The organism is Brevundimonas sp. (assembly GCF_036400995.1).
GTDB lineage: Bacteria > Pseudomonadota > Alphaproteobacteria > Caulobacterales > Caulobacteraceae > Brevundimonas.
Map to the genome: position 1 here is coordinate 17,166 of NZ_DASWWG010000088.1, position 22,845 is coordinate 40,010.

Genomic DNA, 22,845 nt, shown 5'->3' on the forward strand with positions numbered 1-22,845 from the left:
AACGATGCAGGGGCTGTTCGACTTCAGCGAGGCGCAGACGATCGAACGGCTGTTCGTCGGCCTGATGCTGCCCGCCGCCCAGGGCGAGCAGGCCGCGGAGGTGCGGCGGCGCTCGAGGGAGCTGTACGGCCTGACCGGAGGCGAGGTCCGCACCGACCGGCTGCACGTCACCCTGATCCACGTCGGGGACTATGCGGGCAGCATCCGCGCCGATGTCGCGGCCGAGGTGTCGGCGGTGATCGCGGCGATGGAGCAGCCGTCCTTCGTGGTGTCCTTTGACCGGGTCGGCAGCTTCGGCGGCGCGCCGGGGAAACATCCGCACGTCCTGCTGGGCGAGGACGGACTGGAGGCGCTGAAGGCCTACCGCCGCACGCTGTGGGACGCGATCCACCGCCGCCTGAAGAAGACGCTGTCGAACCCGCAGTTCAACCCGCACGTCACCCTGATGTACGGCGACGCCCGGCTGCCGGAGCGGGCGGTGGCGCCGATCTCGTGGCGGGCGGCCGAGGTCGAGCTGATCCACAGCGAGGTGGGGCGCTCGACCTATCACACGCTCGGGCGCTGGCCGCTGGTCTAGCCCCTGGCGGCCGCCTCGATGGCGGCGACGTCGAGCTTCTTCATCTGCATCATGGCGTTGAAGACGCGGACCTTCACGTCCGGGGCGCCGTCCGCCATCAGTTCGGTCAGGATGCGCGGGGTGATCTGCCAGGACAGGCCGTAGCGGTCCTTCACCCAGCCGCACTGCTCGGACTCGGGGACCGCCGACAGGGCGGCCCAGAGCCGGTCGACCTCGGCCTGGTCCTCGCATTCGATCTGCAGCGAGATCGCTTCATTGAAGTTGAAATAGGGGCCGCCGTTCAGGGCAGTGTAGCGCTGGCCCGCGAGGGTGAACTCGACCAGCAGGACGTCGCCGGCCTTGCCGCTGGGATAGTTGCCGGGCGCGGTCTGGACCTCGTCGATCCGCGAGTCCGGCAGCAGGGAGACGTAGAAGCGGGCGGCCTCCTCGGCCTGTTTGTCGAACCAGAGGCAGGGAATGATCTTCTGACGCGGGGCGGTCATGGCGGTCTTCCTCGTGGATGTGTCGCTATATTAAACCCATTGGTTAAATGAAGTCGAGGGCGAGGGGTTCCTTGCCCAACCAAAGCGGCTGCGGCAGATCGGGCGCCGATCAACACGAGGCCCCCGATGACCATCACCCTCTACGGCATTCCCAACTGCGACACGGTCAAGAAGGCCCGCGTCTGGCTGGAGCAGAACGGGCAGGCTTACGCCTTCCACGACTACAAGAAGGCCGGGATCGATCGGGCGACGCTGGAAGGCTGGGTGGCGACGCACGGCTGGGAAATCGTGCTGAACCGCGCGGGCACGACGTTCAGGGCTCTGCCGCCCGAGGACAAGGCGGACCTGACGGCGGACAAGGCGATCGGCCTGATGCTGGCCAATCCGTCGATGATCAAACGTCCGGTGCTGGACGTCGACGGCCGCACGACCGTGGGCTTCAAACCCGAGATCTATGCGGCCGTCTTCGGCTGATCAGGTCAGGGTGAACTGGGCCGGTTCGCCCGACTGGGCGTCCGGGGCCAGCCAGACGTCGAACAGGCCCGGCTCGACCGTCGGCCGCAGGTCGCGGCCGAGGAACAGCAGGTCCTCATGCTTGAGCGGCAGGGTCGCCTCGACGGTCTGGCCCGCCGGGACCTCGACCCGCTTGAAGGCCTTCATCAGGCGCACCGGCTGGGTGACCGAGGCGGCGCGGTCGCGGATGTAGAGCTGCACCACTTCCGAGGCGTCGCGCTCGCCGCCGTTGGTCAGGCTGACCGACACCGTCAGCTCGTCCGCCGCGGTCATCGTCGCGGCCGAGACCGTGGTCGCCGAATAGCGGATCGGCGCATAGGTCAGGCCGTGCCCGAACGGATAGAGGGCCGCGTGCGGCACGCCGCGGAATTTCGAGGTGAACTCGCGATCCGTCGGCTGCGAGGGGCGACCGGTCGATTTGTGCGCGTAATAGTACGGCGACTGGCCCGAGCGATACGGGAAGCTGACCGGCAGGCGGCCGGTCGGGGCGTGGTCGCCGAACAGGACGTCGGCGATGGCGTTGCCGCTTTCCGAGCCGAGGAACCAGGTGACCAGAATGGCGGCCGCGTCGTTGACGGCGCCCGACAGCTCCATGCCGCGACCGTTGCGCAGCAGGACCACGACCGGCTTGCCGGTGGCGGCGACAGCCTCGGCCAGCGCCAGTTGCGGGGCCGGGATGGTGATCTCGGTGCGGGACTTGGATTCCGCCGACATCTCGCTGGATTCGCCGACGGCCAGCAGGACCACGTCCGCCTCGCCGGCGGCCAGGACAGCGGCCTCGACGCCGCCCGCGATGGGGGCCTCGACGTCCGAACCCTTGACCACGGTCAGGTGGGCGTCCTCGCCCATGGCCGCGCGCAGGCCGTCTTCCAGCGAGACGGCCAGCGCCGTGTCCTTGAACACCGACCAGGGGCCGAAGACGTCGGCCTTGTCGGCGCCGAACGGACCGATCAGGGCGATCCGCTTGCCGGTCTTGGGCAGGGGCAGGACGTCGCCCTCGTTCTTCAGCAGGACGATCGACTTGCGGCCGGCCTCGCGGGCCAGGTCCAGATGCTCGCGGCTGCCGGTGACGCGGCGCTCGGTGCGCACGTCCGAGCCGCGGTAGGGATTGTCGAACAGGCCGAGGGCGGCCTTGGTCATCAGCACCCGGCGCACGGCCTGGTCGACGCGCTCGAGCGGCACGTCGCCCGACTGCACGAGTTCAGGGATGTGCTTGATGTAGAGGCCGCTCTTCATCGACATGTCGACACCGGCCATCAGGGCCAGGCGGGCGGCGTCACGGCCGTCGGCGGCATAGCCGTGGGCGACCAGTTCCTGTTCGGAGGTGTAGTCCGACACCACGAAGCCGGCGAACTGCCACTCGCCGTGCAGGACGTCGGTCAGCAGCCATTTGTTGCCGCTGGTCGGCACGCCGTTCAGGTCGTTGAAGGCGCTCATCACCGACAGGGCGCCCGCGTCGAAGGCGGCCTTGAATGGCGGCAGATAGACCGACCGCAGCATCAACTCGCTCATGTCGGTCGAGTTGTAGTCCATGCCCGCCTCGGCGGCGCCGTAGGCGGCGAAATGCTTGGGCGTGGCCACCAGCGACGACCAGTGGGTCAGGTCCTCGCCCTGGAAGCCCTTGGTGCGGGCGACGGCGAACAGGTTGTTCAGCAGCACGTCCTCGCCGGCGCCCTCGACCACGCGGCCCCAGCGCTGGTCGCGCGCAACGTCGACCATGGGGGCGTAGGTCTGGTGCACGCCCGCGGCGCCGCCCTCGACGGCGGCCGCGCGCGCGGTGCGCTCGGCCAGATCAAGGTCCCAGCTGGCGGCCTCGCCCAGCGGAACCGGGAAGGTGGTCTTCAGGCCGTGGACGATGTCGGCGGCGAACAGCAGCGGAATGCCCAGACGGCTTTCCTTGACCGCCAGGTCCTGCACGAAACGGGTGGTCCCCGCGCCGACGCCGTTGAACAGGGCGCCGATTCGACCGGCGCGGATGTCGGCGGCGGTCTGGGTCTGATCCGAATCGAGCGCGTCGCCCGGGTTCACCCCCTCGGGGCGCCACCGGAACGGGTCGTTCATCAGGTTCAACTGGCCGGCTTTTTCCTCGATCGTCATGCGGGCGATCAGGGCGTCCACGCGGGACAGGTTTTCCTGGGCCTGCGCCGCCGCGATGCGGGGAGCCATCATCATTCCAGCCATAAGGGCGCCTCCTGCGAGTAGTCGTCGACGGGAAGGGGCTGAACTGCGCAATTGGTGCATGTAACCGGTTCCACTGTAGTCGGGGCAGGACTAGCGGCCATGGAACGCGCCGCCTACCCCGAAAAGATCAAAACCGGTTGCGGCAATCAGCCCTCGACCGTCGTCTCCGGTCGGTCGTGGCCGTCAGCGCGTTCGGTGATCCACCGCCCGTCGGCTTCCTCATACTCGATGAAAGCGTCCTCGTCAGACACCTTTTGCTCGCGCGAGGCGGCCACGGCGGCGGCGCGGGCGGCGTCGTGGGTCGCGAAGGTTTCCGAGAAGGTTTCCCCAAGTTTGTAGGCCCAGCCTCCGTCGTGTTCGACGATGCGGTAGGTGATCTGGACCATTTCGGGCTCCGGGAGGGAAGAACTGTCTGGCCGCGCGAACCGCACGACGGCGGATCGCGGCGGGGTTGCCGAGTCGTACGCCGTCCGGTGGCGTTCGGCCAGCTTGACCTTGAGACCGCGCGCGGGGAGCGTCGGGCGGCCGGAAAAAAATCCGCAGGCGCCGCATCCGTCGGGCCGGACGGCGCCGACTACCCCATGAAAGCGCGGGGAAGACCCCCACGCCACGGATCGAAGACCATGGAACAATTCCTCTATCAATTCTGGTGGCTGATCTTCCCGATCGGGTTCGGGCTGCTGGGCGCCTACAACAGCTTCCTCGGCTATCGCCGCCAGAAGGACGCGATCAACCTGCTCAAGGCCTACGCCGACAAGGGGCAGGAGCCGCCGGAGGCGCTGCTGAAGGTGCTGCAGCGTCCGCTGGACGAGGACGGCTGGGACGGTCAGTCGCCGGGCAATCGCCAGCCGACCAACTACTGGTCGCTGTTCGGCCTGTTCGCGGCCCTCGGACTGGGTTTCCTCGGGGCCAGCTATTTCACCAATCTGGACGGCGGCACGGACGCCTTCCTGATCGTGGCCTTCGTCATGGGCGCCGTGGCGGTCTGGGCGCTGATCAGCGCCCTGACCACCCGCCGGGACCGGTGAGGCCGCGGCCCGGGGGGAGACCGCAGCGTGCAGGGGCAACTGACCGACGCCGAACTGGTGAGCCGCGCGCTCGCCGGTTCGGACGCGGCCTTCTCGCGACTGGTGGAGCGGCACCAGGCGGCGGTGCGCGCCTTCCTGCGCCGCTTCCTGGGCAGCGGCTGGGCCGAGGCGGACGACGTGGCCCAGGACGCCTTCGTGGCCGCCTGGCGTTCGCTGCGGTCGTTGAAGGACCCGGCGGGTGTCCGGGCATGGCTGTGCGGCATCGCCTGGCGCAAGGCGCAGGACAGGATCAGGGGCTCGCGCCGCGGAGCCACCCGGGACGCGGGCTGGCTGGAGACCGTCGACCTGCCGGCGGGCGTGTCGCCGGAGGAGAGGATGGCCTTGCAGGCCGCCATGGCGGAACTGCCGACAGACGTGCGCGCCTGCGTGGCCCTGTGCCTGGCCGACGGCTGGTCGCACGGCGAGGCGTCCGAGGCGCTGGGCTTGCCGCTCGGCACGGTGAAGTCCCATGTTGCGCGCGGACGGGCGCGCCTGCTGAAAGCGCTCGGAGGATCCGATGACGCCTGAACAGAAACTCGCCGCCCTGTTCGCCGCCGAGGCTCCGCCCCGGCGCGATTGCGCGTTCGAGGCGCGGGTCGCCGAACGGGTCGCCCGTCGGCACGCCTGGGCGGCCGTCGGGGCGCTGCTGCCCTGGCTGCTGGTGTCGGGCGTCGTCCTTTGGGCCCTGCACCCGTTGCTGGAGAGCCTGGCCCGCGAGGCGGCGGTCATCATTCCGCCGGTGGCCTTCGTGCTGGCGGTCACGGCCGTGGCGACCGGGACGGCCCTGTGGCTGACCGGCGCGCTTCAGCGCAGGGTGACGGTCGCCGCCACGCCGAAGTGATCTGACGGATATTCGCCGTTCACCGGCGTGTCGCCCAGCACTGACCAGACGCCCGGCGCGAAATGCGCCTGCTCGACGAAGATGTGGTCGATCACCCGGTTGGGGTGGCCCTTGGCCGGGTTCAGCGTGGTCGGGACCGCGTTGCGCGGCATGGCGCTGAAGAAGCGCTCGCCGGTCAGGACGTTCAGCCCGGCGTCTTCCTGAACGGCGTTGAAGTCGCCCATGACGATCAGCGGGGTCCCATCGTTCGGCAGCCAGCCCAGAAGGTCGCCGATCTGGCGCGCCCGGACGGCCTGGGCGTCGGCCTGCCAGGCCAGGTGGGTGTCGACGATGTCGACGGCGCGGCCGCCGAGTTCGACCCGCACCCGCAGAGCGGTCCGGTAGTCGTCCAGGGGCTCCAGTTTCTTCGAATCGTGCGCCAGAACCGGAAGGCGGCTGAGAATCGCATTGCCGTAGCGGCGGGGCGCGCCTTCGGGATCGGTCGAGACGAAATGCATCTCGTAGCCGCCCAAGGCGTCCGCCAGCGTCCGCGCCTGGTTCGGCAGGCCGACGGCCGCGTCTTCCAGCACTTCCTGCAGGGCGATGACGTCGGCGTTCGCGGAGCGGAGCGCCTCGACCAGCAGGGGCCGGCGCGCGGCCCAGTCGCCCTGGTTGTGCCAGATGTTGAAGCAGGCCAGACGCAGGGGCTGCGGGCCTCGCGCGGCGGGCAGGCCGGCGCAGGCGGCGACGGGCGCGGCGGCGAGCCCGGCCAGAATGGCGCGACGATCGATCATGGCGAATCCTCTCCCTTTTTGAGGAGGCTTGTAACCGGTTTCATCCGCCTTACGAAAGTTTCACGCGGCCGCGCGCATCCGTAGGCCCGCATGGCCGCCTCTTGTCGTCAGAAGGCCGGAACGTCAGGCTCCGGTTCAACGCGATACGAGAGGTTATCGACATGGACGCCGAACTGCTGATCCCGCTGTCCCCCTTCATCATGGTCACCGCCATCGTCGGCTTCCAGACGCTGCAGAAGATCAAGGCCCAGAAGGAGATGCAGCAAACCCTGCGGGCCGCGATCGAGAAGGGGCAATCGCTGCCCTCGGACGTCATCGAATCGATGAGCGCCTCGATCCACCGGCCGCCGTCGGCCAACCGGGACATGCGTCTGGGCGTGATCCTGCTGGCGGTCGCCGCCGGCGTGGCCCTGTGCGGCGGCGCGCTGTCGTATTTCGAGGAGAAGGTCTTCTACGCCTTCCTCGCCTTCGCGGCTGTCCCCGCGACCGTCGGCGTGGCCTTCCTGGGCCTGAGCGTCTTCAACAAGAACAAGGACTGAGCGGGCAGGGGACGGGGGAACCATCATGGCCCAGGCCCTTGTTGACCGGCACGATGTCGAGCTCGCCGCCTCCGCGGCGGCGGGCGGGCGTCGGGAGTTCGGCGAACTGGTGCGTCGCCACGGCTCGGCCGTGCGCGCCCTGCTGCGCCGGATGGGCGCCCAGCCCGCGCTGGCGGACGACATCGCGCAGGACGCCTTCATACAGGCGTTCGAACGCTGCTCGGAGTTCCGGGGGGACGGGACCTTCGCCGCCTGGGTCAAGCGCATCGCCGCCCGGCTCTACATCAAGCGCGTCGCCAAGGAGGCGCGCTACGTCGCTGAAGTTGAAACGGAAGAGACCGTCGCCGCGCCCGATCCGGGCGGGCTGATGGACCTCGATGAAGCCCTCAGGGGCCTGAGCGAGGCGGAACGGCTGTGCGTGTCCCTGTGTCACGGGGCGGGCATGGCCCATCCCGAGATCGCCACGGCCCTGAATTTGCCACTCGGCACGGTGAAGTCTCATGTCAAACGTGGTCTCGATAAACTCCGCGCGCGGCTCCAGTCCGCTGAAACCCTGGGGAGAACGCAGCATGTCGGCTGATGAGTTCGATCCCGCCATCGAGCGGCTGTTCGCCCGCACCCCGCCCATGCCGGACGCGGCCCTGTTCACCGCCGACGTCGAGTCGCGGCTGCAGCGCGGGTCGCGCATCCGCTATGCGGTGCTGGGAGCGGCCGGCGTCGTGGGCGGCGCGGTCGCGGCGCGGGAGGTGCTGACGATCCGCTTCACTCCCGAATCCGGCGAGCCGGCGGCCGTGGTCGGCCACGGGCTGCAGGCGGCGTCGCTGAACGCCCAGACCGCCTTGCAGGGCGGGCTGGACCAACTCGGGATGGGGTCGCTGGACCTGGGCTCCATGGGCGGAATGCAGATGTTCTGGGTGGCCGCGGCGGCCCTGATCGCGGTCGCCTCCATCGGACTGATGCGCCTGTCCCAGGAAGTGTGACGTGACGGTGAGGCTCCGGCGGCCTATCTAGGCGGCGTTCTGAACCGGAGCTTCCCCATGTCCAGCCAGAAGCAGGAAACCGTTCGTCGTCTCGCCGCCCCGGATATCCGGGCGCGCAAGGGCGGCGAGCCGCTGGTCTGCCTGACCGCCTATGACGCCCCCACCGCCGAGATGCTGGACGCCCACTGCGACCTGCTGCTGGTCGGAGACAGCGTCGGCATGGCGGTGCACGGCCTGCCCAACACTGTCGGCGTCACCCTCGAGATGATGATCCTGCACGGGCAGGCTGTCATGCGCGGCTCGAAACGGGCCATGGTCGTGATCGACATGCCCTTCGGCAGCTACGAGGGCTCCAAGGAGCAGGCCTACGAAAACTGCGCCCGGGTGATGAAGGAGACCGGCGCCCAGGGCGTGAAGCTGGAAAGCGGCCCGACCGTCGCGGAGACCATCGCCTATCTGGTCCAGCGCGGCATCCCGGTGATGGGCCACGTCGGCCTGCGCCCGCAGGCGGTGCTGACCGACGGCGCCTTCAAGGCCAAGGGGCGGACCGAGGAAGAACGGCTGCGCGTCATCGCCGAGGCCGAAGCCACGGCCGACGCCGGGGCCTTCGCCGTGGTCATCGAGGGCGTGGCCGAGGGTCTGGCGCGGGACATCACCGAGGCGATCGACAAGCCGACCGTCGGCATCGGGGCCTCGGCCGCCTGCGACGGGCAGATCCTGGTCGTCCACGACATGCTGGGCATGTTCGACTGGACGCCGAAATTCGTGCGTCGCTACGCCGACCTGCGCGGCGAGATCGACCGGGCCGTCGCGGCCTATGCCGCGGACGTCCGGAGCCGCCGTTTTCCTGCCGAAGTCGAGACCTACTTCTCGAAAAAGCCGGTCACGCAGTAAAGCCTGCGTTGCGGGGGCGCGGTTGACCCTCTAGAGCCCGTCAGGCGGAAGTGGACTTCGGTTCCGCCGCCCGACGGGCTCCAGATGGTTCTGGACCATTTTTTGGATTCAGGTCGTTCCGACCTGAAGCAAAAATGGTCTAGGGTCCGGCCGGATTGAAATTCAACGGCTCTGATCGCCGTTTTGTGGGGGCGATTGTTCCGTGTCTGATGTCTTCGAGCAGGTCGAGGAGGAGCTTCGCTCCGAGCGCTACAAGCGTCTGGCCCGCACCTGGCTGCCGATTGTCGGCGGCGTTCTGCTGATCGCCCTGATCGCCGCCCTGTCGTGGTGGGGCTGGCAGTCGTGGGAAACCTCGAAGGCCGACAAGGCGTCGATGTCCTATGACCGCGGTCTCGAATCGCTGTCGCAGAACAACCCGCTCGGCGCCGACGCGGCGTTCGCCCAGGCGGCCAAGGAAGGCAACGGCGCCTACAAGGCCATGGCCCTGCAGCAGCGCGCGGGCATCGCCCTGAACGCCGGCCGCGACGCCGAGGCCCTGGCCTATCTCGATGAAGCCGCCAAGGCGTCTCGCGATCCGCGCATCGCCGACTCGGCCGCCTACAAGGCCCTGCTGCTGGCCGTCGACATCGAAACCCTCGAGCAGGTCCGCGCCCGGGCCGAGCGTCTGATCGGCGACAAGCGTCCCTTCAGCATCTTCGCCCGCGAGGCCCTGGCCATGGCGCTGCTGCAGCACGGCCAGCCGAACGAGGCCAAGGACATCCTGAGCGTTCTGAAGAACGATCTGGACACGCCGGAAGCCGTCAGCAGCCGCGCCCAGCTGGCGCTCGACGCCATCGAGACCGGCAGCGCCGCCAACCTGCGCGCCATCACCGGCCAGATGGCCGCCGCGCCGGCGACGCCGGCTCCGGCCGCCCCGCAGGCCCCCGCCGCTCCGGCCCAACCCTGATCCCGGCTTCCAGGACGTTCACCATGAACCGTGCTTTCAAAGTCGCCTTGCTGTGCGGGCTCGCCATGACCGTCGCCTCGTGCGGCACCGTGCGTCAGGCCCTGCCTTTCGGCCTCGGCGGTTCCGACGCTCCGACTGCGACGGCGACCGAAGGCCAGCGTATTTCGGTGCTCGAGTTCGAGCAGCAGCTGGCGCCGTCGGCGGCCCTGTCGGGACGTGATTTCTTCATTCCCGGCCCGCAGGCGGCGACCGCCTGGACCCAGCCCGGCGGCACGGCCGAGAACGCCGTTGAGCACGTGATCGGCGGCGCCGACTTCACCGTCGCCTGGCGTCGCGGCATCGGCGCCGGCTCCAGCCGCACCCGTCAGGTCATGGCGCCGATCGTGGCCGACGGCGGCCGCGTCTTCGTGATGGACGGCGAGTCGACCGTCTCGGCCGTGGACGCCGCCACCGGCTCCATCGCCTGGAAGGCCAACATCAAGCCTGACGAGCGCGAGGGCCGTCGCGGCTTCCTCGGCATCGGCGGCTCCTCGACCGGCGGCGGCTTCGGCGGCGGCGTGGCCGTGGGCGGCGGCAAGGTGTTCGTGGCCTCGGGCTACCGCACCGTGACCGCGCTGGACCAGGCCACGGGCGCGGTCCTGTGGACCACCCCGGTCGACGTGCCGATCCACGGCGCCCCGACCGTCGCGGGCGGCCGCGTCTATGTGGTCGACGTCGAGAACCAGATCGTCGCCTTCAACACCACGACCGGCCAGCAGGAATGGTCGTACCGGGGCATTCCGGAGCCGGCCCGCGTGATGCGCGCCTCCAGCCCGGCCGTGACCGCCGATACCGTCATCGCCCCGTTCTCGTCGGGGGAACTGGTCGCCCTGCGCGCCTCGACGGGCCAGTCGCTGTGGACCCAGGTCCTGTCGCGCACCAGCCGGACCAGCGCCCTGTCGGAAATCCGCGACATCGCCGGTCGTCCGGTGGTCAGCCGCGGCGTGGTCTACGCCGTCGGCCACTCGGGCGTGCTGCAGGCCATGGACGTCCGCTCGGGCCAGCCCAAGTGGGAACTGCCGATCGCGGGCGTGAACGCCCCGCTGCCGGTCGGTGACGTGGTCTATGTGGTGTCCAAGAACGGCGAACTGACCGTGATCAACCGTGAAAGCGGTCAGGTCTACTGGACCCGCAACCTGAACGAAGGCCGCGTGCGTCAGGAAGGCGGCTTCCTCGGCTTCTTCGACCGCACCGTGACCCCGGAATGGTCGGGCCCGCTGCTGGCGTCCAACCGCCTGCTGCTGGTCAATTCGGAAGGCGAACTGGTCGCGCTGGACCCGAAGACGGGCGCCCAGACCGCCAGCATCCGCCTCGGCGGCGCCGCCTATATCGCTCCGGCCGCCTACAACGGCTCGGTCTATGTGCTCACCGACAAGGGCGATCTGATCAGCATCCGCTGACGAAATCCCCCGAACTGCGTTAGAAGGCCGACATGGCTCTCAAAGTCGCCATCGTCGGCCGCCCCAATGTGGGCAAGTCGACCCTGTTCAATCGCCTCGTCGGCAAGCGCCTCGCGCTGGTCGATGATCGCCCCGGCGTGACCCGTGACCGGCGGTACGCCGACGGCAACATCGGCGACATGGACCTGACGCTGATCGACACGGCGGGCTACGAGGACGTCACCGACGAAAGCCTTGAGGCCCGGATGCGCGAGCAGACCGAGGCGGCGATCGAGGATGCCGAAGTCATCATGTTCATGATGGACGCCCGCGAGGGCGTGACGTCGCTGGACCGCATCTTCGCCGATCGCCTGCGCAAGGTGCACAAGCCGATCATCCTGCTGGCCAACAAGTCCGAGAGCCGCGAGAGCGGCGGCGGCGTGGGCGAGGCCCATGCCCTGGGCTTCGGTGAGCCGGTCGCCATCTCCGCCGAGCACGGCGAGGGCATGGCGGATCTGTATCAGGCTATCCTCGCCGCCTCGGCCGACATCTTCATCGAGGAGGTCGAGGAGGCCGACAAGCCGATCCGCATCGCCGTCATCGGCCGCCCGAACGCGGGCAAGTCGACGCTGGTGAACCGCCTGCTGGGCGAGGACCGCCTGCTGGTCGGGCCGGAGGCGGGCATCACCCGCGACTCCATCTCGGTCGACTGGGAATACGAAGGCCGCGCCATCCGCTTTGTGGACACCGCCGGCATGCGCCGCAAGGCGCGGGTTCAGGAGAAGCTGGAGAAGCTGTCGGTCGCCGACACCATCCGCGCGATCACCTTCGCCGAGGTGGTCATCCTGATGATGGACAAGGACAACGCCTTCGACATCCAGGACCTGCAGCTGGCTGACCTGGTCGAGCGCGAGGGCCGGGCGCTGATCTATGTCGCGTCCAAGTGGGACCTGGAGGAAGAGCCCCAGTCCCGCATGGCCAAGCTGAAGACCATGGCCGAGGACAAGCTGCCCCAGCTGAAGGGCACGCCGTTCGTGGCCCTGTCGGCGCACTCGGGCCGCGGCGTCGAACGCCTGATGCCCGCCGTGCTGCAGGCCTATGACACCTGGTCGGTCAAGGTGAAGACCAAGGACCTGAACACCTGGCTGTCCATGGCGACCCAGCGGCACCCGCCGCCCGCCGTCGACGGCAAGCGCATCAAGCCGAAATACATCGCCCAGACCAAGGCGCGTCCGCCGACGTTCGTGCTGATGGCCAATCGCGCCGAGGCGATGCCGGATCACTACAAGCGCTATCTGGTCAACTCGATCCGCGAGAGCTTCGACCTGCCGGGCACGCCGATCCGCCTGACGGTCAAGTCGAGCGGCGCGAACCCCTACGCCGAGGGCGGCGCCAAGTCGGGGCCGGAACGCTACAAGGGCGACGCCAAGACCGCGCCGCGCCGTGTGAAGAAGGCCAAGGAGGCCGAGGAGCGGCTGTCGAAACTGCCCGGCAAGGCGCTGGAGCAGAAGAAGACCCGCAAGCACCAGCCCAAGATCGTCTCGGGCGTGAAGGCCAGTTCGTCCAAGAAGGCCGGCTCCTCCATCGCGGTCCAGAAGGGCGCGCGCGGCGGGGCCCGCCAGGTCTCCCGCTCGGGCCGCATCCGCACCGGGCAAAAGGGCGGGGCCAAGAAGTAGGGCGGCGTCTAGACCCGCGTGAAGGCGTCGCTCCGGTCTAGTGCGAGCGCCAGATCCGGCAGGGCGACCGGAGAACTCTTCGCGGGAACGATCTCGGTGAAATAGCCGTCCCACCTCAGGAGCACTGCTCCTGCGGGACCGGCCAGAAGCCGTAGCTCTTCCAACGGAGTGGACCACAGCTTTTCGCGCCGAAAGCCGGTCGCGTGGTTGAACGCGGCCTCGATCACGTCGAGGCGATGGCCGTCGTCGTCGTCAGGAAAGGCGAGGGCGGACCTTGCGGTCGCTAGGGTGAAGCGGATCATTCCGCAGTTCTGACCGCGTCAGCGCGCGCGTCAAACCAGCGCCGACGCTTGCGGTCCGGCGTTCCACTCCTTGAAGCTGACCGTCAGCGGCGGGGTCAGGTCGGGGCGGGCCAGTTCGACCACCAGCGGGCCGATGGCCGACGGGTGGATGTTCTGTTCCGGATTCTCGCCGGGATAGGCCTGGGCGCGCAGCTGGGTGCGCATCCGGCCCGGATCGAGGATGGCGACGCGGATGGGCATCGACTCGATCTCGTCCGCCCAGCACTTCATCAGGGCCTCGGCGCCGGCCTTGGTCGCGGCGTAGGCGCCCCAGAAGGCGCGCGGGACGGTGGCGACGCTGGTGGTCAGATGGATGACGCGCGCGGCGCTCGACGCCTTCAGCAGAGGCTCCAGCGAGCGGATCATCCGGTAGACGGCGGTGAAGTTGGTCTTCTCGACCTTGGCGAAGCCGCGCGGGTCGGCATTGGACACCGGCGTCAGGCCCTCGGCGCCCATGGTGGCGGCGGCGTTGACCCAGATGTCCAGCTTGCCGAAGCGCTCGTACAGGGCGCCGCCCATGCGATCGATGGCGCCGCCGTCCACGAGGTCGAACGGGATCAGGGTCGCGTGCTGGCCGGTGGCCGCATAGATGGCGTCGTCCAGTTCTTCCAGAGCGCCTTGCGTGCGAGCGGTGGCGATCACGTGGGCGCCGGCCTTTGCCAGGGCGAGGGCGCTTTCGTAGCCGATGCCGCGCGAGGCCCCGACGACGAGGGCGATGCGGTCTTTCAGGGGAAGATCGGAAGTCATGGCGGCGTCGTAGGTCTGGCAGGGCGAGGGGTCAATGTGTTACATTGTGTTCTCGTTGGAGAGGTTCGATGGCCAAGACCGCGACGCTCAATCTGCGTGTCAGCGAGGCGCTGAAGTCAAAGCTCGGCCAGTTCGCGGAGCGGACGCAGAGAACGCCCTCCGCCGTGGCCGAGCGCGCCATGGAAGCCTTCCTGGACCGCGAAATGGAAATGCTTGAGGCCATCGAGCAGTCCCGCGAGGATTTCAGCGAAGGCCGGACCGTCTCGCATGAAGATGCGATGGCCCGGATCCGGGCGACCATCGACGGGCGCAGATCAAAGACGTGAGGGTCGTCCGCTGGTCCGAAACGGCGCTCGCCCAGTTCGAGACCGCCATCGGCTACCTCGCGGAAAGGAACGCGGTCGCGGCTGATCATCTGGCGGATCGGCTGGAAGAGACCGTCGCAGCGCTGGCCAAACGTCCCATCGGTCGCCCCGGCTATCGCGAGGGGACGTACGAGAAGTCCGTCCTGAGGACCCCGTACCTGATCGTCTATTCGCTATTCGGCGGACCCGACGGGGAGCTGTGGATCCACCGGGTCTTCCATACGTCGCAGGACTGGACCGGATGGACGCCCCATCCGGACGAAGACGCTCAGTAGCCGGCGGCGGGCTTCCATAGGCTGAAGCTGACGCCCTGGTCGTCGGAGACCACGACGCTGCGGCCCGACGGGCTGTCCGACGGAATGGCCGCCTTGCCGCCCAGTTCGACCACGCGGGCGCACAGGGCGTCGACGTCGTCGACGCGGAAATACAGGTGGCTGAAGTCCTTCGCCCGTTCGACCTTGGTCAGGCCGAAGGCCGGATCGCTGTCGGCGACATGGGCGTAGGCCGGGCCGGAGGCGGCGTCATCGAACCGCCAGCCGAACAGGGCGCCGTAGAAGGCGCGGGCCTTCTCGATGTCGAGGGTGTCGAGGGTGAAATAGCCGAGCTGGACCATAGGTCCTTAAGCGCTCACCAGCAGCGAAAGTTGCCGGGTCGCGTCCTCGCGGCCGCCTTCCTCGATTTCACGGTCCAGCAGGCGGGTCGGATAGTCGCCCGTGAAGTAGTGGTCCGTGAACTGCGGATTGTCGCCGTCGCGGGCGCCGGCTTCCATGGCGTTGTACAGGCCGTCGACCGACAGGAAGCCGAGCGAGTCGACCTCGAGATACTGGCGCATCTCCTCCAACGTCTTGTTGGCGGCGATCAGCTGGTCCCGCTCGGGCATGTCGATGCCGTAGAAGTCGGGGTACAGGATCGGCGGCGAGGCCGAGCGCAGGTGGACCTCCGTGGCGCCGGCGGCGCGGACGGCGCGCACCAGCTTCACCGAGGTGGTGCCGCGCACGATCGAGTCGTCGATCAGGACCACGCGCTTGCCGGCCAGAACCTCGCGGTTCGGGCTGTGCTTCATGCGCACGCCCTTCTGACGGGCGCCCTGGCTGGGCTGGATGAAGGTGCGGCCGAGATAGTGGCTGCGGATGATCCCCATTTCGTAGGGGATGCCGCTTTCCTGCGCATAGCCGAGGGCGGCGGGGACGCCGGAGTCCGGCACCGGCACGACCACATCGGCTTCGACGGCGTGCTCGCGCGCGAGGCCGCGGCCCATGCGCTTGCGGACCTCATAGACCGACTTGCCGTTCACGACGCTGTCGGGACGGGCGAAGTAGACGTATTCGAACAGGCAGGGCCGGGCGGCCTTGACCGGGAAGGGCTTGATCGAGCGCAGGCCCTCGTGATCGATCACGATGACCTCGCCGTGCTCGACGTCGCGCTCGAAGGTGGCGCCGATGGTGTCCAGCGCGCAGGTCTCGGACGCCAGCACCCAGGCGTCGCCCAGACGGCCCAGCACCAGCGGGCGGATGCCCAGCGGGTCACGGGCGCCGATCATCTTCGAGCGGGTCTGGCAGACCAGGGCGTAGCCGCCCTCGATACGGCCCAGCGCATCGATGAAGCGGTCGACGATCTTGGCCTTCCGGCTGCGGGCGATCAGGTGGAGGATGACCTCGGAGTCGGAGGTCGACTGGAAGATCGCGCCTTCCGAGACCAGCTGGCTGTGCAGGTATTTGAAGTTGGTCAGGTTGCCGTTGTGGGCGATGGCGATGCCGCCCTGGTCCAGATCGGCGAACATCGGCTGGATGTTGCGCAGGAAGCTGCCGCCGGCGGTGGAGTAGCGGGTGTGGCCCACGGCCGCCGAGCCCGGCATCCGCTCGGCCAGATTGGCGCCGCCGAAGGCGTCCCCGACCAGACCCATGTGGCGTTCGGTGTGGAAGCGGGCCTCATGCACGCTGGCGATGCCGCAGGCTTCCTGTCCGCGATGCTGCAGGGCGTGCAGGCCCAACGCGACGATGGAGGAGGCTTCGTCCTGGTCCGCGCCCCAGACGCCGCAGACCCCGCATTCCAGACGCGGACGGTCGTCGTCGGCGTCTCGATGGTGCTCCCGGTGGACGACCGGGGCGGCGATGGAATGGGTAAGGCGGCTCATCGTGGGGCTCCGATGAAGCAGGGGAACTCTAGCGGCGGGCGGACGGCGGCGAAGTATTGTTTGTTTGCGGCGAGGGCAAGGCTTCTTCGTCGGAAAACCCTTTGCTCACGGACGAAGAGACGACCGGCGACAGGGCGTCCGCGCCCCGGCCGAGCCCCGGCAGGATGATCTGGATGGCGCGCGCGGCGCCGGCGGTCAGCGGACGCACGGCCGCATTGGTCAGCCAGCCCGGCGTGCGCTCGCCCGGCATGGCCGCCACGATGACCAGATGGATCGCGCCCAGCAGCACCAGCCCGCGCGTGGCGCCGACGAAGACGCCGACGATCCGATCGACGCCGCCGAGGTGTGGATGGGCCTGCGCCCGCTTCGACAGGATGGAGCCGAAGATGCGGATGCCGAAATAGATCAGCAGGAAGGACAGGATGGCCGCGAAGATGGTCCCGGCCCAGTCCGGGTTGACCAGCGCCCGGCCCAGGGGCGCGGTCAGGGGCAGGGCGACGAGGGCGACGAAGGCCGCCAGCACGAAGCTGATCAGGGTGATGATCTCGCGCGTGCCGCCGCGCACCCCCCCGGCCGCGGCCGAGGCGATCAGAACCAGAATGGCGACGACGTCAAAACCGTTCATGCGCGCTCGAAACCCGGACGTTCAGCCTCAATAGCGGTTTTGCGAGATTCGTTCGACGGCTTCGCTGAGTCGGTTGACCGCTGTGACCTTTACGCCCTTGTCCTTGACGGTCAGGACCGGGGACAGGGCCTGGTCGAAGCCCAGCTTCTGGGCCTCGCGCAGCCGGGCCTCGGCGCGGCCGACCGCGCGGATCTCGCCGGACAGGCTGATTTCCCCGAACACGACGCAGCCCTGCGGCAGGGGCATGTCCATGGCCGAGCTGATCAGGGCCGCCGCCGCCGCCAGATCGGCCGCGGGCTCGTTGATGCGCAGGCCGCCCGCGACGTTCAGATAGACGTCCTGGTCGCCGAAGCTGATGCCGCAGCGGGCCTCCAGCACGGCCAGCACCATGGCGAGACGGCCGGTGTCCCAGCCGACGACGGCGCGGCGCGGGGTGCCGTAGGCGGATTTGGACACCAGCGCCTGCATCTCGACCAGCACGGGGCGCGAGCCCTCGATGCCGGCGAAGACCGCCGCGCCCGGCGCCCGGTCCTTGCCCTCGCCGAGGAACAGGGCGGACGGATTGCTGACCTCGCGCAGGCCGCCGTCGCCCATCTCGAACACGCCGATCTCGTCGGTGGCGCCGAAACGGTTCTTGCCCGCGCGCAGGATGCGGAAGGGATAGCCGCGCTCGCCTTCGAAGCTGAGGACCGCGTCGACCATGTGCTCGACGACCCGGGGGCCGGCCACCTGACCGTCCTTGGTGACGTGGCCGACCAGAATGACGGCGGGACCGCCCGACTTGGCCAGCCGCACCATCTCGCTGGCGCAGGCGCGCACCTGGGTGACCGAGCCGGGCCCGGCCTCGTGCACGTCGGACCAGAGGGTCTGGATCGAATCGACGATGACGACGTCGAAGGTCTCGCGCTTCAGCGTGCCGAGGATGTCCCGCAGGGCCGTGGCCGAGGCCAGCTCGACCGGCGCCTTCTCGAAGCCCATGCGGCGGGCGCGCGAGCGAATCTGCTCCACCGCCTCCTCGCCGGAGATGTAGGCCACGCGACGACCGGCGAGGGCGGCCTTGGCGGCCACCTCCAGCAACAGGGTCGACTTGCCCACGCCGGGGTCGCCGGAGAGCAGCAGGGCCGAGCCCGGCACCACGCCGCCGCCGCAGACCCGGTCGAACTCGGCCACGCCGGTGATGATGCGCGGCGGCTCGGGGGTGTCGGACTGCAGGGTTTCAAAGCTCAGGCCGCGGGCGCGGCTGGTGGCGGCGGGCTTCAGGGCCCCCGGCGGCGCCGCGCGGCTTTCCTCGACGATGCAGTTCCACTGACCGCACGCGCTGCATTGGCCCGCCCACTTGCCGTGGACCGCCCCGCAGGACTGACAAACATGGATCGCGCCGTCTTTCGCCATGCGTCGGGCTTACAGGAATCGGCGAGGGCGGGGCAGGGGGCGTCGGAGGTCATGCGACCGATTTTGCCGCATGGGCTGCGATCGGTTCGAGCCCGGCCGCATTGCGAGTTCCGGCGGGGCGTGACAGCGTCCGCCCGGGACAGGGGAGGCTGCCATGCTGAAACGTATGATCGTCGCGGTCGCGGCCGTGCTGGTGTTCGTCACGCCGGCCTGGGCGGACACCCTGGTCGTGACCGCCGCGCGGATGGTGGACGTCGAACGCGGGCGGTACGTCGACAATCCCGTCATCGTCATCACCGACGGCCGGATCACCTCGGTCGGAACCTCGGCGCCCGCCGGTCTGCCGGCGGACGCGCGTCGGCTGGACCTGCCGGGGCTGACCCTGCTGCCGGGCCTGATCGACATGCACGTCCATCTGGCCGACACCCCCTATGTCTCGGGCTGGACGGCGCTGGAGCGGGCGGACGGGTTCGGCACGGTCCTGCAGGCGCCCCATGCCCGGGCGACGCTGGACGCCGGCTTCACCACGGTGCGGAACCTGGGCGGACCGGACTTCGCCGACGTGGCCCTGATGCAGGCCATCGACGGCGGCTTCGTTCCCGGCCCGCGCGTCATCCCGGCCGGCGCCTATATCGGCGCGACCGGCGGCCATTGCGACGTCACCGGCTTCCCCTATTCGATGGAGATGGAGAGCGACTTCGTCGCCGACAGCCCCGACCAGATGCGTCACGCCATCCGCGAGGTGCGCAAATACGGGGCGCAGGTGATCAAGATCTGCGCGACCGGCGGCGTCTTCTCGCGCAACACCGAACCCGGCCAGCAGCAACTGACCTATGAGGAGCTGAAGGCGGCGGCGGACGAGGCGCACATGTGGGGGCTGAAGGTGGCCGCCCACGCCCACGGGGCTTCGGGCATCCGGGACGCCATCCGCGCCGGCATCGACACCATCGAGCACGCCTCGCTGATCGACGCCGAGGGCATCCGGATGGCGGTCGAGCACGGGACCTGGCTTTCGATGGATATCTACAACACCGACTTCACCCAGGAGACGGGCACCCGGTTCGGCGTGACCGAGGACAATCTGCGCAAGGACCGCGAGGTGGCGCAGGTTCAGCGCGACGCCTTCCGCGCCGCCCATGCCGCCGGAGCGCGCATGGTGTTCGGCTCGGACGCCGGCATCTATCCGCACGGCCAGAACGCCCGTCAATTCGCGGTTATGGTCGAGTACGGCATGACCCCGGCCGAGGCGATCCGCTCGGCGACCTGGAACGCGGCCCAGGCGCTGGGGCGGGAGCGGGATATCGGCGCCATCGTCGTGGGTCGCTACGGCGATCTGATCGCGGTGGCCGGTGATCCGCTGGCGGACGTGCGGGTGCTGGAGACCGTGCCGCTGGTGATCAAGGGCGGCGAGGTCGTGCGGGACGTCCGCTAGCCGACGTAGATCCGCGGGACCCGGGGGGTGATCGAGGTCAGCAGCTCATAGCTGATGGTCCCCGCGGCGGCGGCGGCGTCGTCCAGCAGGCGGTTGGGGCCGTACAGCTCGACCCTGTCGCCGACGGACACGTCCAGATCGCCGATGTCGACGGCGCAGACATCCATCGACACCCGGCCCACGATCGGACGCAGCGCGCCCGCGACGAAGACCGCGCCCGTCGGGCTGTAGCTGCGCAACAGGCCGTCGGCGTAGCCGGCCGCACAGGTGGCGATGCGGGTCGGGCCGCCGGCGTGGAAGCCGCGCGAATAGCCGACGGTCTCGCCGGCCGGCACGTCGCGCACCTGCAGCACCTCGGCCGTCAGCGTGGCGACCGCCTTGATGCGCGGATCGGGTCGCCCCTCCGGACCGCCGCCGTACAGGCAGATGCCCGGGCGCAGGGCGTCGAAGGCGTAGGCGGGGCCGAGGAAGACGCCGCCGGAGTTGGCGAACGACCGGGTCGCTCCGGGATAACGCTGCGCGGCGATGGTAAAGGCGTCGCGCTGGCGGGCGTTCATCGGCTCGGCCGGATCGTCGGAACAGGCGAGGTGGCTGAGCACCAGGGTCAGACCGTCGAACGGCTCGGGCGCGTCCTCGACGCGGAAGCCCAGCCGGTTCATGCCGGTGTCGATCTGCAGCCCGCAGGCGCCGCCGTTCGCGGCCCGCCACTCGGCCAGTTGCGCCGGGGTGTTCAGCACCGGGCGCAGGTCCGCCGCGATCAGGCGCGGCGCGTGACCGGTCAGGCAGCCGTCCAGCACATGGATCACCGGCGCGGGCCCCAGCGCCGCGCGCAGGGCCTCACCCTCCGCGGTGCGGGCGACGAAGAAGGTCCGGGCGCCCTCGGCCGTCAGGCGCGAGGCGCAGGCGATGGCGCCGAGGCCGTAGCTGTCGGCCTTGACGACCGGATGCACGGGGGCGCCGCCCACGGCCTGGAGCGTGTGGAAGTTCGCGGCGAGCGCGTTGAGGTCGACGGTCAGCGTGGCCGGGGAGGGCATGGCCGCCATCTAGGGGCGCCGCCTTGTGCGACGCAACAAGCGTTCCGCTCAGAGACGATCGAAAGCGGCGCCGGAGGCGTCGAACAGATGCGCCTGGTCGGCCGGGACGGACAGGATCAGGTCTTCTCCGGTCTTCGGCCGCACGTCGCCCGGCAGCTGCAGGGTCAGGGCCGTGTCGCCGTAGGCCGCATAGGCGAAGGTGGCGTGGCCCAGGGTCTCGGCGAAGGTCACGGCGGCCCTGATCGCCCCGGTCTTGGCGCCGGTCGTCAGGTGTTCCGGACGAATGCCGACGGTGACGGTGTCGCCGGGCGTCGCGCGCGCGGCGTCGACCGCGATCTTGAGGGTGTCGCCCTGCGCCGTCTTCACCGTCGCGCCCTTGGCCGTCGCGGTGACGATCTGACCGGGGATCAGGTTCATCTTCGGGCTGCCGATGAACTCGGCGACGAACAGGTTGCGGGGCCGCTCGTACAGCTCCATCGGTGCGCCGACCTGTTCGATCACGCCGCCGTTCAGCACCACGATCCGGTCGGCCAGCGTCATCGCCTCGACCTGGTCGTGGGTGACGTAGATCATCGTCGTCTTCAGCCGCTCGTGCAGCCCGGCGAACTCGTAGCGCATCCGCACGCGCAGGGCGGCGTCGAGGTTGGACAGGGGCTCGTCGAACAGGAAGACCTCGGGCTCGCGCACGATGGCCCGGCCGATGGCGACGCGCTGGCGCTGGCCGCCGGACAGGGCCTTGGGCTTGCGCTCCAGATAGTCGGTGATGTTCAGCGTTTCGGCGGCGGCGCGCACCCGGCGGTCGATCTCGGTCTTGTCCGCCTTGGCGAGCTTCAGGCCGAAAGCCATGTTCTCGTACACGCTCATGTGCGGGTACAGGGCGTAGGACTGGAACACCATGGCGATGCCCCGGTCGGACGGGGACAGGTCGTTGACCTTGCGCCCGCCGATGGCGATCTCGCCGCCGGTGGCTTCTTCCAGACCGGCGATGGTGCGCAGCAGGGTCGATTTACCGCAGCCCGAAGGACCGACGAAGACGACGAATTCGCCGTCCGCGATCTCCAGATCGATTCCCTTCAGCACCTCGGTCGTCCCGAACCGCTTGGTTACGCCGGTCAGCCGGACGTCCGCCATGTTTCCTGCCCAACAACTAACTACCCGGCTCGCGGCGTTGCCCGCCGTCTGAACCCTTCGCGCGCCAGCGTAAACGGTTACAGCCCCGGATCAATGGCCCCGAGAGGGGGTGACACCGTCGCAGAGTCTGTTACGGATAATGAATGTCAGTCTCACCTGTTCTCCAGTCCCTCCGGACGGCCACCGCCGATATCCACACGGCGATCGAGACGGAGGCGGACGTCGAGCGTCGCCTGCGGGACCTGGCCGAACGTCCCGCCATGGTCGGCCGCTTTCTGGTCCTGCACCGGGCCGTCGAGGACGCCGTCGCGCCCTGGAGGGCGGCGTTCGAGGCCGACGGCTATGAGCCGGATCGGCGCTCGCCCCTGATTCTGGCGGGACTGGAGGCCCTGGGCGCGCCGACGCCCGCGCGTGAACCGTCCGTCGCCTTGCCGACATATGGAGAGGCCATCGGCTGGGTCTATGTCGCCGAGGGCTCGATGCTCGGTGGACGGATCATGCAGAAGGGGATGGTCCGTGACGGCATCCCTTTGACCGGTCTCGAATTTCTTGATCCCTGGGGGGATGAAACCGGATCGCGTTGGCGCGCGTTCATGCGTACGATGGAGTCTGCGTGCGCTTCGGGGCGGGCGACGCAGGATGACGTCCTGAAGGGCGGCCGCGACGCGTTCGGGGTGGCGTTCAGACTGTTGGTTTAACCTTGCCCGGCGAAGCGCGATTGCATGACCGAAGCCGTGGCGACCGAAGACCGGCTGGA

28 protein-coding genes are annotated in these 22,845 nt (G+C 69.2%); 16 read left to right on the forward strand and 12 right to left on the reverse strand.

The window, feature by feature from the left end; translation table 11 throughout:
- The first annotated feature begins 4 nt into the window (after nt 1-4).
- Nucleotides 5-577 carry a 2'-5' RNA ligase family protein gene (locus VGE03_RS12545; RefSeq protein ID WP_331046810.1) on the forward strand — a complete coding sequence of 191 codons (573 nt, stop codon included), beginning with the start codon at nt 5-7 and terminating at the stop codon, nt 575-577.
- Here VGE03_RS12545 and VGE03_RS12550 read toward each other — a convergent pair.
- On the reverse strand, nt 574-1,059 hold the full coding sequence (locus VGE03_RS12550) for a VOC family protein (protein ID WP_331046811.1): 486 nt from the start codon (nt 1,057-1,059) through the stop codon (nt 574-576). The genes VGE03_RS12545 and VGE03_RS12550 overlap by 4 nt on opposite strands.
- Before the next feature lie 126 nt (nt 1,060-1,185).
- Between VGE03_RS12550 and VGE03_RS12555 the strand changes: the two genes are divergently transcribed.
- Entirely contained in the window at nt 1,186-1,533 is a 348-nt protein-coding gene (locus VGE03_RS12555; RefSeq protein WP_331046812.1) for an arsenate reductase, read from the forward strand.
- On the opposite strand, the gene bglX is transcribed toward VGE03_RS12555, so the two are convergent.
- Nucleotides 1,534-3,753: a beta-glucosidase BglX gene (gene bglX / locus VGE03_RS12560; protein WP_331046813.1), complete on the reverse strand. Its 2,220-nt coding sequence runs from the start codon at nt 3,751-3,753 to the stop codon at nt 1,534-1,536.
- Nucleotides 3,754-3,899: 146 nt separating this feature from the next.
- The gene (locus tag VGE03_RS12565; protein ID WP_331046814.1) at nt 3,900-4,139 is read right to left on the reverse strand and encodes a hypothetical protein; all 240 of its coding nucleotides are present in this window, start codon (nt 4,137-4,139) and stop codon (nt 3,900-3,902) included.
- Nucleotides 4,140-4,376: 237 nt separating this feature from the next.
- On the opposite strand from VGE03_RS12565, the gene VGE03_RS12570 reads away from it, so the two are divergent.
- Genes VGE03_RS12570 through VGE03_RS12580 form a run of 3 tightly spaced genes read left to right on the forward strand, consistent with a single transcriptional unit; the run spans nt 4,377 to nt 5,661 of the window.
- Nucleotides 4,377-4,781 carry a hypothetical protein gene (locus tag VGE03_RS12570; RefSeq protein ID WP_331046815.1) on the forward strand — a complete coding sequence of 135 codons (405 nt, stop codon included), beginning with the start codon at nt 4,377-4,379 and terminating at the stop codon, nt 4,779-4,781.
- A 27-nt stretch (nt 4,782-4,808) separates the two neighbouring features.
- Nucleotides 4,809-5,348, forward strand: a complete 540-nt coding sequence (locus tag VGE03_RS12575) for an RNA polymerase sigma factor (RefSeq protein WP_331046816.1) — start codon at nt 4,809-4,811, stop codon at nt 5,346-5,348.
- The gene (locus VGE03_RS12580; protein ID WP_331046817.1) at nt 5,338-5,661 is read left to right on the forward strand and encodes a hypothetical protein; all 324 of its coding nucleotides are present in this window, start codon (nt 5,338-5,340) and stop codon (nt 5,659-5,661) included. Before VGE03_RS12575 ends, VGE03_RS12580 begins: the two co-directional genes overlap by 11 nt.
- On the opposite strand, the gene VGE03_RS12585 is transcribed toward VGE03_RS12580, so the two are convergent.
- A complete protein-coding gene (locus VGE03_RS12585) occupies nt 5,625-6,434 on the reverse strand; it encodes an endonuclease/exonuclease/phosphatase family protein (RefSeq protein ID WP_331046818.1) in 810 nt (269 codons plus the stop codon). The genes VGE03_RS12580 and VGE03_RS12585 overlap by 37 nt on opposite strands.
- Before the next feature lie 161 nt (nt 6,435-6,595).
- Between VGE03_RS12585 and VGE03_RS12590 the strand changes: the two genes are divergently transcribed.
- The 7 genes from VGE03_RS12590 (at nt 6,596) to der (ending at nt 12,887) form a co-directional block, all read left to right on the forward strand.
- Complete coding sequence (locus tag VGE03_RS12590; protein WP_331046819.1) at nt 6,596-6,973, forward strand: hypothetical protein; 378 nt, start codon at nt 6,596-6,598, stop codon at nt 6,971-6,973.
- Nucleotides 6,974-6,998: 25 nt separating this feature from the next.
- The gene (locus tag VGE03_RS12595; protein ID WP_331046820.1) at nt 6,999-7,553 is read left to right on the forward strand and encodes a sigma-70 family RNA polymerase sigma factor; all 555 of its coding nucleotides are present in this window, start codon (nt 6,999-7,001) and stop codon (nt 7,551-7,553) included.
- Entirely contained in the window at nt 7,543-7,953 is a 411-nt protein-coding gene (locus tag VGE03_RS12600) for a hypothetical protein (RefSeq protein WP_331046821.1), read from the forward strand. Before VGE03_RS12595 ends, VGE03_RS12600 begins: the two co-directional genes overlap by 11 nt.
- Nucleotides 7,954-8,010: 57 nt before the next feature.
- Nucleotides 8,011-8,847, forward strand: coding sequence for a 3-methyl-2-oxobutanoate hydroxymethyltransferase (panB, locus tag VGE03_RS12605; RefSeq protein ID WP_331046822.1), 837 nt, complete (start codon nt 8,011-8,013; stop codon nt 8,845-8,847).
- A gap of 202 nt (nt 8,848-9,049) precedes the next feature.
- On the forward strand, nt 9,050-9,793 hold the full coding sequence (locus tag VGE03_RS12610; RefSeq protein ID WP_331046823.1) for a tetratricopeptide repeat protein: 744 nt from the start codon (nt 9,050-9,052) through the stop codon (nt 9,791-9,793).
- Nucleotides 9,794-9,816: 23 nt separating this feature from the next.
- The gene (locus VGE03_RS12615; RefSeq protein WP_331046824.1) at nt 9,817-11,232 is read left to right on the forward strand and encodes a PQQ-like beta-propeller repeat protein; all 1,416 of its coding nucleotides are present in this window, start codon (nt 9,817-9,819) and stop codon (nt 11,230-11,232) included.
- Nucleotides 11,233-11,264: 32 nt separating this feature from the next.
- Nucleotides 11,265-12,887, forward strand: coding sequence for a ribosome biogenesis GTPase Der (gene der / locus VGE03_RS12620; protein ID WP_331046825.1), 1,623 nt, complete (start codon nt 11,265-11,267; stop codon nt 12,885-12,887).
- Between the two features lie 8 nt (nt 12,888-12,895).
- Here der and VGE03_RS12625 read toward each other — a convergent pair whose 3' ends face one another.
- Both VGE03_RS12625 and VGE03_RS12630 read right to left on the reverse strand, forming a co-directional pair.
- Nucleotides 12,896-13,189: a hypothetical protein gene (locus VGE03_RS12625; RefSeq protein ID WP_331046826.1), complete on the reverse strand. Its 294-nt coding sequence runs from the start codon at nt 13,187-13,189 to the stop codon at nt 12,896-12,898.
- A gap of 30 nt (nt 13,190-13,219) precedes the next feature.
- Complete coding sequence (locus VGE03_RS12630; protein WP_331046827.1) at nt 13,220-13,975, reverse strand: SDR family NAD(P)-dependent oxidoreductase; 756 nt, start codon at nt 13,973-13,975, stop codon at nt 13,220-13,222.
- A gap of 68 nt (nt 13,976-14,043) precedes the next feature.
- Here VGE03_RS12630 and VGE03_RS12635 point away from each other — a divergent pair, with 68 nt between their 5' ends.
- Nucleotides 14,044-14,301 (forward strand): CopG family transcriptional regulator, encoded by a 258-nt coding sequence (locus tag VGE03_RS12635; RefSeq protein ID WP_331046828.1) that lies wholly within the window; start codon nt 14,044-14,046, stop codon nt 14,299-14,301.
- Nucleotides 14,298-14,615 carry a type II toxin-antitoxin system RelE/ParE family toxin gene (locus VGE03_RS12640; protein ID WP_331046829.1) on the forward strand — a complete coding sequence of 106 codons (318 nt, stop codon included), beginning with the start codon at nt 14,298-14,300 and terminating at the stop codon, nt 14,613-14,615. Before VGE03_RS12635 ends, VGE03_RS12640 begins: the two co-directional genes overlap by 4 nt.
- Here VGE03_RS12640 and VGE03_RS12645 read toward each other — a convergent pair.
- The 4 genes from VGE03_RS12645 to radA are packed head-to-tail and all read right to left on the reverse strand — an operon-like array spanning nt 14,609 to nt 18,491.
- Complete coding sequence (locus VGE03_RS12645; protein ID WP_331046830.1) at nt 14,609-14,953, reverse strand: VOC family protein; 345 nt, start codon at nt 14,951-14,953, stop codon at nt 14,609-14,611. The genes VGE03_RS12640 and VGE03_RS12645 overlap by 7 nt on opposite strands.
- Nucleotides 14,954-14,959: 6 nt before the next feature.
- Nucleotides 14,960-16,474, reverse strand: coding sequence for an amidophosphoribosyltransferase (gene purF / locus VGE03_RS12650; RefSeq protein ID WP_331046831.1), 1,515 nt, complete (start codon nt 16,472-16,474; stop codon nt 14,960-14,962).
- Nucleotides 16,475-16,502: 28 nt separating this feature from the next.
- Nucleotides 16,503-17,099: a CvpA family protein gene (locus VGE03_RS12655; RefSeq protein WP_331046832.1), complete on the reverse strand. Its 597-nt coding sequence runs from the start codon at nt 17,097-17,099 to the stop codon at nt 16,503-16,505.
- A 27-nt stretch (nt 17,100-17,126) separates the two neighbouring features.
- Nucleotides 17,127-18,491, reverse strand: coding sequence for a DNA repair protein RadA (gene radA / locus VGE03_RS12660; protein WP_331046833.1), 1,365 nt, complete (start codon nt 18,489-18,491; stop codon nt 17,127-17,129).
- Between the two features lie 154 nt (nt 18,492-18,645).
- Here radA and VGE03_RS12665 point away from each other — a divergent pair, with 154 nt between their 5' ends.
- The gene (locus tag VGE03_RS12665; RefSeq protein WP_331046834.1) at nt 18,646-19,923 is read left to right on the forward strand and encodes an amidohydrolase family protein; all 1,278 of its coding nucleotides are present in this window, start codon (nt 18,646-18,648) and stop codon (nt 19,921-19,923) included.
- Here the strand turns inward: VGE03_RS12665 and alr are convergent.
- Together alr and VGE03_RS12675 are read right to left on the reverse strand one after the other, a co-directional pair.
- Nucleotides 19,920-20,957, reverse strand: a complete 1,038-nt coding sequence (gene alr, locus VGE03_RS12670) for an alanine racemase (protein ID WP_331046835.1) — start codon at nt 20,955-20,957, stop codon at nt 19,920-19,922. The genes VGE03_RS12665 and alr overlap by 4 nt on opposite strands.
- A 48-nt stretch (nt 20,958-21,005) precedes the next feature.
- Complete coding sequence (locus tag VGE03_RS12675; protein WP_331046836.1) at nt 21,006-22,088, reverse strand: sn-glycerol-3-phosphate ABC transporter ATP-binding protein UgpC; 1,083 nt, start codon at nt 22,086-22,088, stop codon at nt 21,006-21,008.
- A 143-nt stretch (nt 22,089-22,231) separates the two neighbouring features.
- Between VGE03_RS12675 and VGE03_RS12680 the strand changes: the two genes are divergently transcribed.
- Nucleotides 22,232-22,786 (forward strand): biliverdin-producing heme oxygenase, encoded by a 555-nt coding sequence (locus tag VGE03_RS12680; RefSeq protein WP_331046837.1) that lies wholly within the window; start codon nt 22,232-22,234, stop codon nt 22,784-22,786.
- The last annotated feature ends 59 nt before the right edge of the window (nt 22,787-22,845 follow it).

Excerpts from the sequence above, each read along its gene's own strand:
- VGE03_RS12545 (WP_331046810.1), top strand. The coding sequence starts at position 5 with ATGCAGGGGCTGTTCGACTTCAGCGAGGCGCAGACGATCGAACGGCTG.
- VGE03_RS12550 (WP_331046811.1), bottom strand. The coding sequence starts at position 1,059 with ATGACCGCCCCGCGTCAGAAGATCATTCCCTGCCTCTGGTTCGACAAA.
- VGE03_RS12555 (WP_331046812.1), top strand. The coding sequence starts at position 1,186 with ATGACCATCACCCTCTACGGCATTCCCAACTGCGACACGGTCAAGAAG.
- bglX (WP_331046813.1), bottom strand. The coding sequence starts at position 3,753 with ATGGCTGGAATGATGATGGCTCCCCGCATCGCGGCGGCGCAGGCCCAG.
- VGE03_RS12565 (WP_331046814.1), bottom strand. The coding sequence starts at position 4,139 with ATGGTCCAGATCACCTACCGCATCGTCGAACACGACGGAGGCTGGGCC.
- VGE03_RS12570 (WP_331046815.1), top strand. The coding sequence starts at position 4,377 with ATGGAACAATTCCTCTATCAATTCTGGTGGCTGATCTTCCCGATCGGG.
- VGE03_RS12580 (WP_331046817.1), top strand. The coding sequence starts at position 5,338 with ATGACGCCTGAACAGAAACTCGCCGCCCTGTTCGCCGCCGAGGCTCCG.
- VGE03_RS12585 (WP_331046818.1), bottom strand. The coding sequence starts at position 6,434 with ATGATCGATCGTCGCGCCATTCTGGCCGGGCTCGCCGCCGCGCCCGTC.
- VGE03_RS12590 (WP_331046819.1), top strand. The coding sequence starts at position 6,596 with ATGGACGCCGAACTGCTGATCCCGCTGTCCCCCTTCATCATGGTCACC.
- VGE03_RS12595 (WP_331046820.1), top strand. The coding sequence starts at position 6,999 with ATGGCCCAGGCCCTTGTTGACCGGCACGATGTCGAGCTCGCCGCCTCC.
- VGE03_RS12600 (WP_331046821.1), top strand. The coding sequence starts at position 7,543 with ATGTCGGCTGATGAGTTCGATCCCGCCATCGAGCGGCTGTTCGCCCGC.
- panB (WP_331046822.1), top strand. The coding sequence starts at position 8,011 with ATGTCCAGCCAGAAGCAGGAAACCGTTCGTCGTCTCGCCGCCCCGGAT.
- VGE03_RS12615 (WP_331046824.1), top strand. The coding sequence starts at position 9,817 with ATGAACCGTGCTTTCAAAGTCGCCTTGCTGTGCGGGCTCGCCATGACC.
- der (WP_331046825.1), top strand. The coding sequence starts at position 11,265 with ATGGCTCTCAAAGTCGCCATCGTCGGCCGCCCCAATGTGGGCAAGTCG.
- VGE03_RS12625 (WP_331046826.1), bottom strand. The coding sequence starts at position 13,189 with ATGATCCGCTTCACCCTAGCGACCGCAAGGTCCGCCCTCGCCTTTCCT.
- VGE03_RS12630 (WP_331046827.1), bottom strand. The coding sequence starts at position 13,975 with ATGACTTCCGATCTTCCCCTGAAAGACCGCATCGCCCTCGTCGTCGGG.
- VGE03_RS12635 (WP_331046828.1), top strand. The coding sequence starts at position 14,044 with ATGGCCAAGACCGCGACGCTCAATCTGCGTGTCAGCGAGGCGCTGAAG.
- VGE03_RS12645 (WP_331046830.1), bottom strand. The coding sequence starts at position 14,953 with ATGGTCCAGCTCGGCTATTTCACCCTCGACACCCTCGACATCGAGAAG.
- purF (WP_331046831.1), bottom strand. The coding sequence starts at position 16,474 with ATGAGCCGCCTTACCCATTCCATCGCCGCCCCGGTCGTCCACCGGGAG.
- VGE03_RS12655 (WP_331046832.1), bottom strand. The coding sequence starts at position 17,099 with ATGAACGGTTTTGACGTCGTCGCCATTCTGGTTCTGATCGCCTCGGCC.
- radA (WP_331046833.1), bottom strand. The coding sequence starts at position 18,491 with ATGGCGAAAGACGGCGCGATCCATGTTTGTCAGTCCTGCGGGGCGGTC.
- VGE03_RS12665 (WP_331046834.1), top strand. The coding sequence starts at position 18,646 with ATGCTGAAACGTATGATCGTCGCGGTCGCGGCCGTGCTGGTGTTCGTC.
- alr (WP_331046835.1), bottom strand. The coding sequence starts at position 20,957 with ATGCCCTCCCCGGCCACGCTGACCGTCGACCTCAACGCGCTCGCCGCG.
- VGE03_RS12675 (WP_331046836.1), bottom strand. The coding sequence starts at position 22,088 with ATGGCGGACGTCCGGCTGACCGGCGTAACCAAGCGGTTCGGGACGACC.
- VGE03_RS12680 (WP_331046837.1), top strand. The coding sequence starts at position 22,232 with ATGTCAGTCTCACCTGTTCTCCAGTCCCTCCGGACGGCCACCGCCGAT.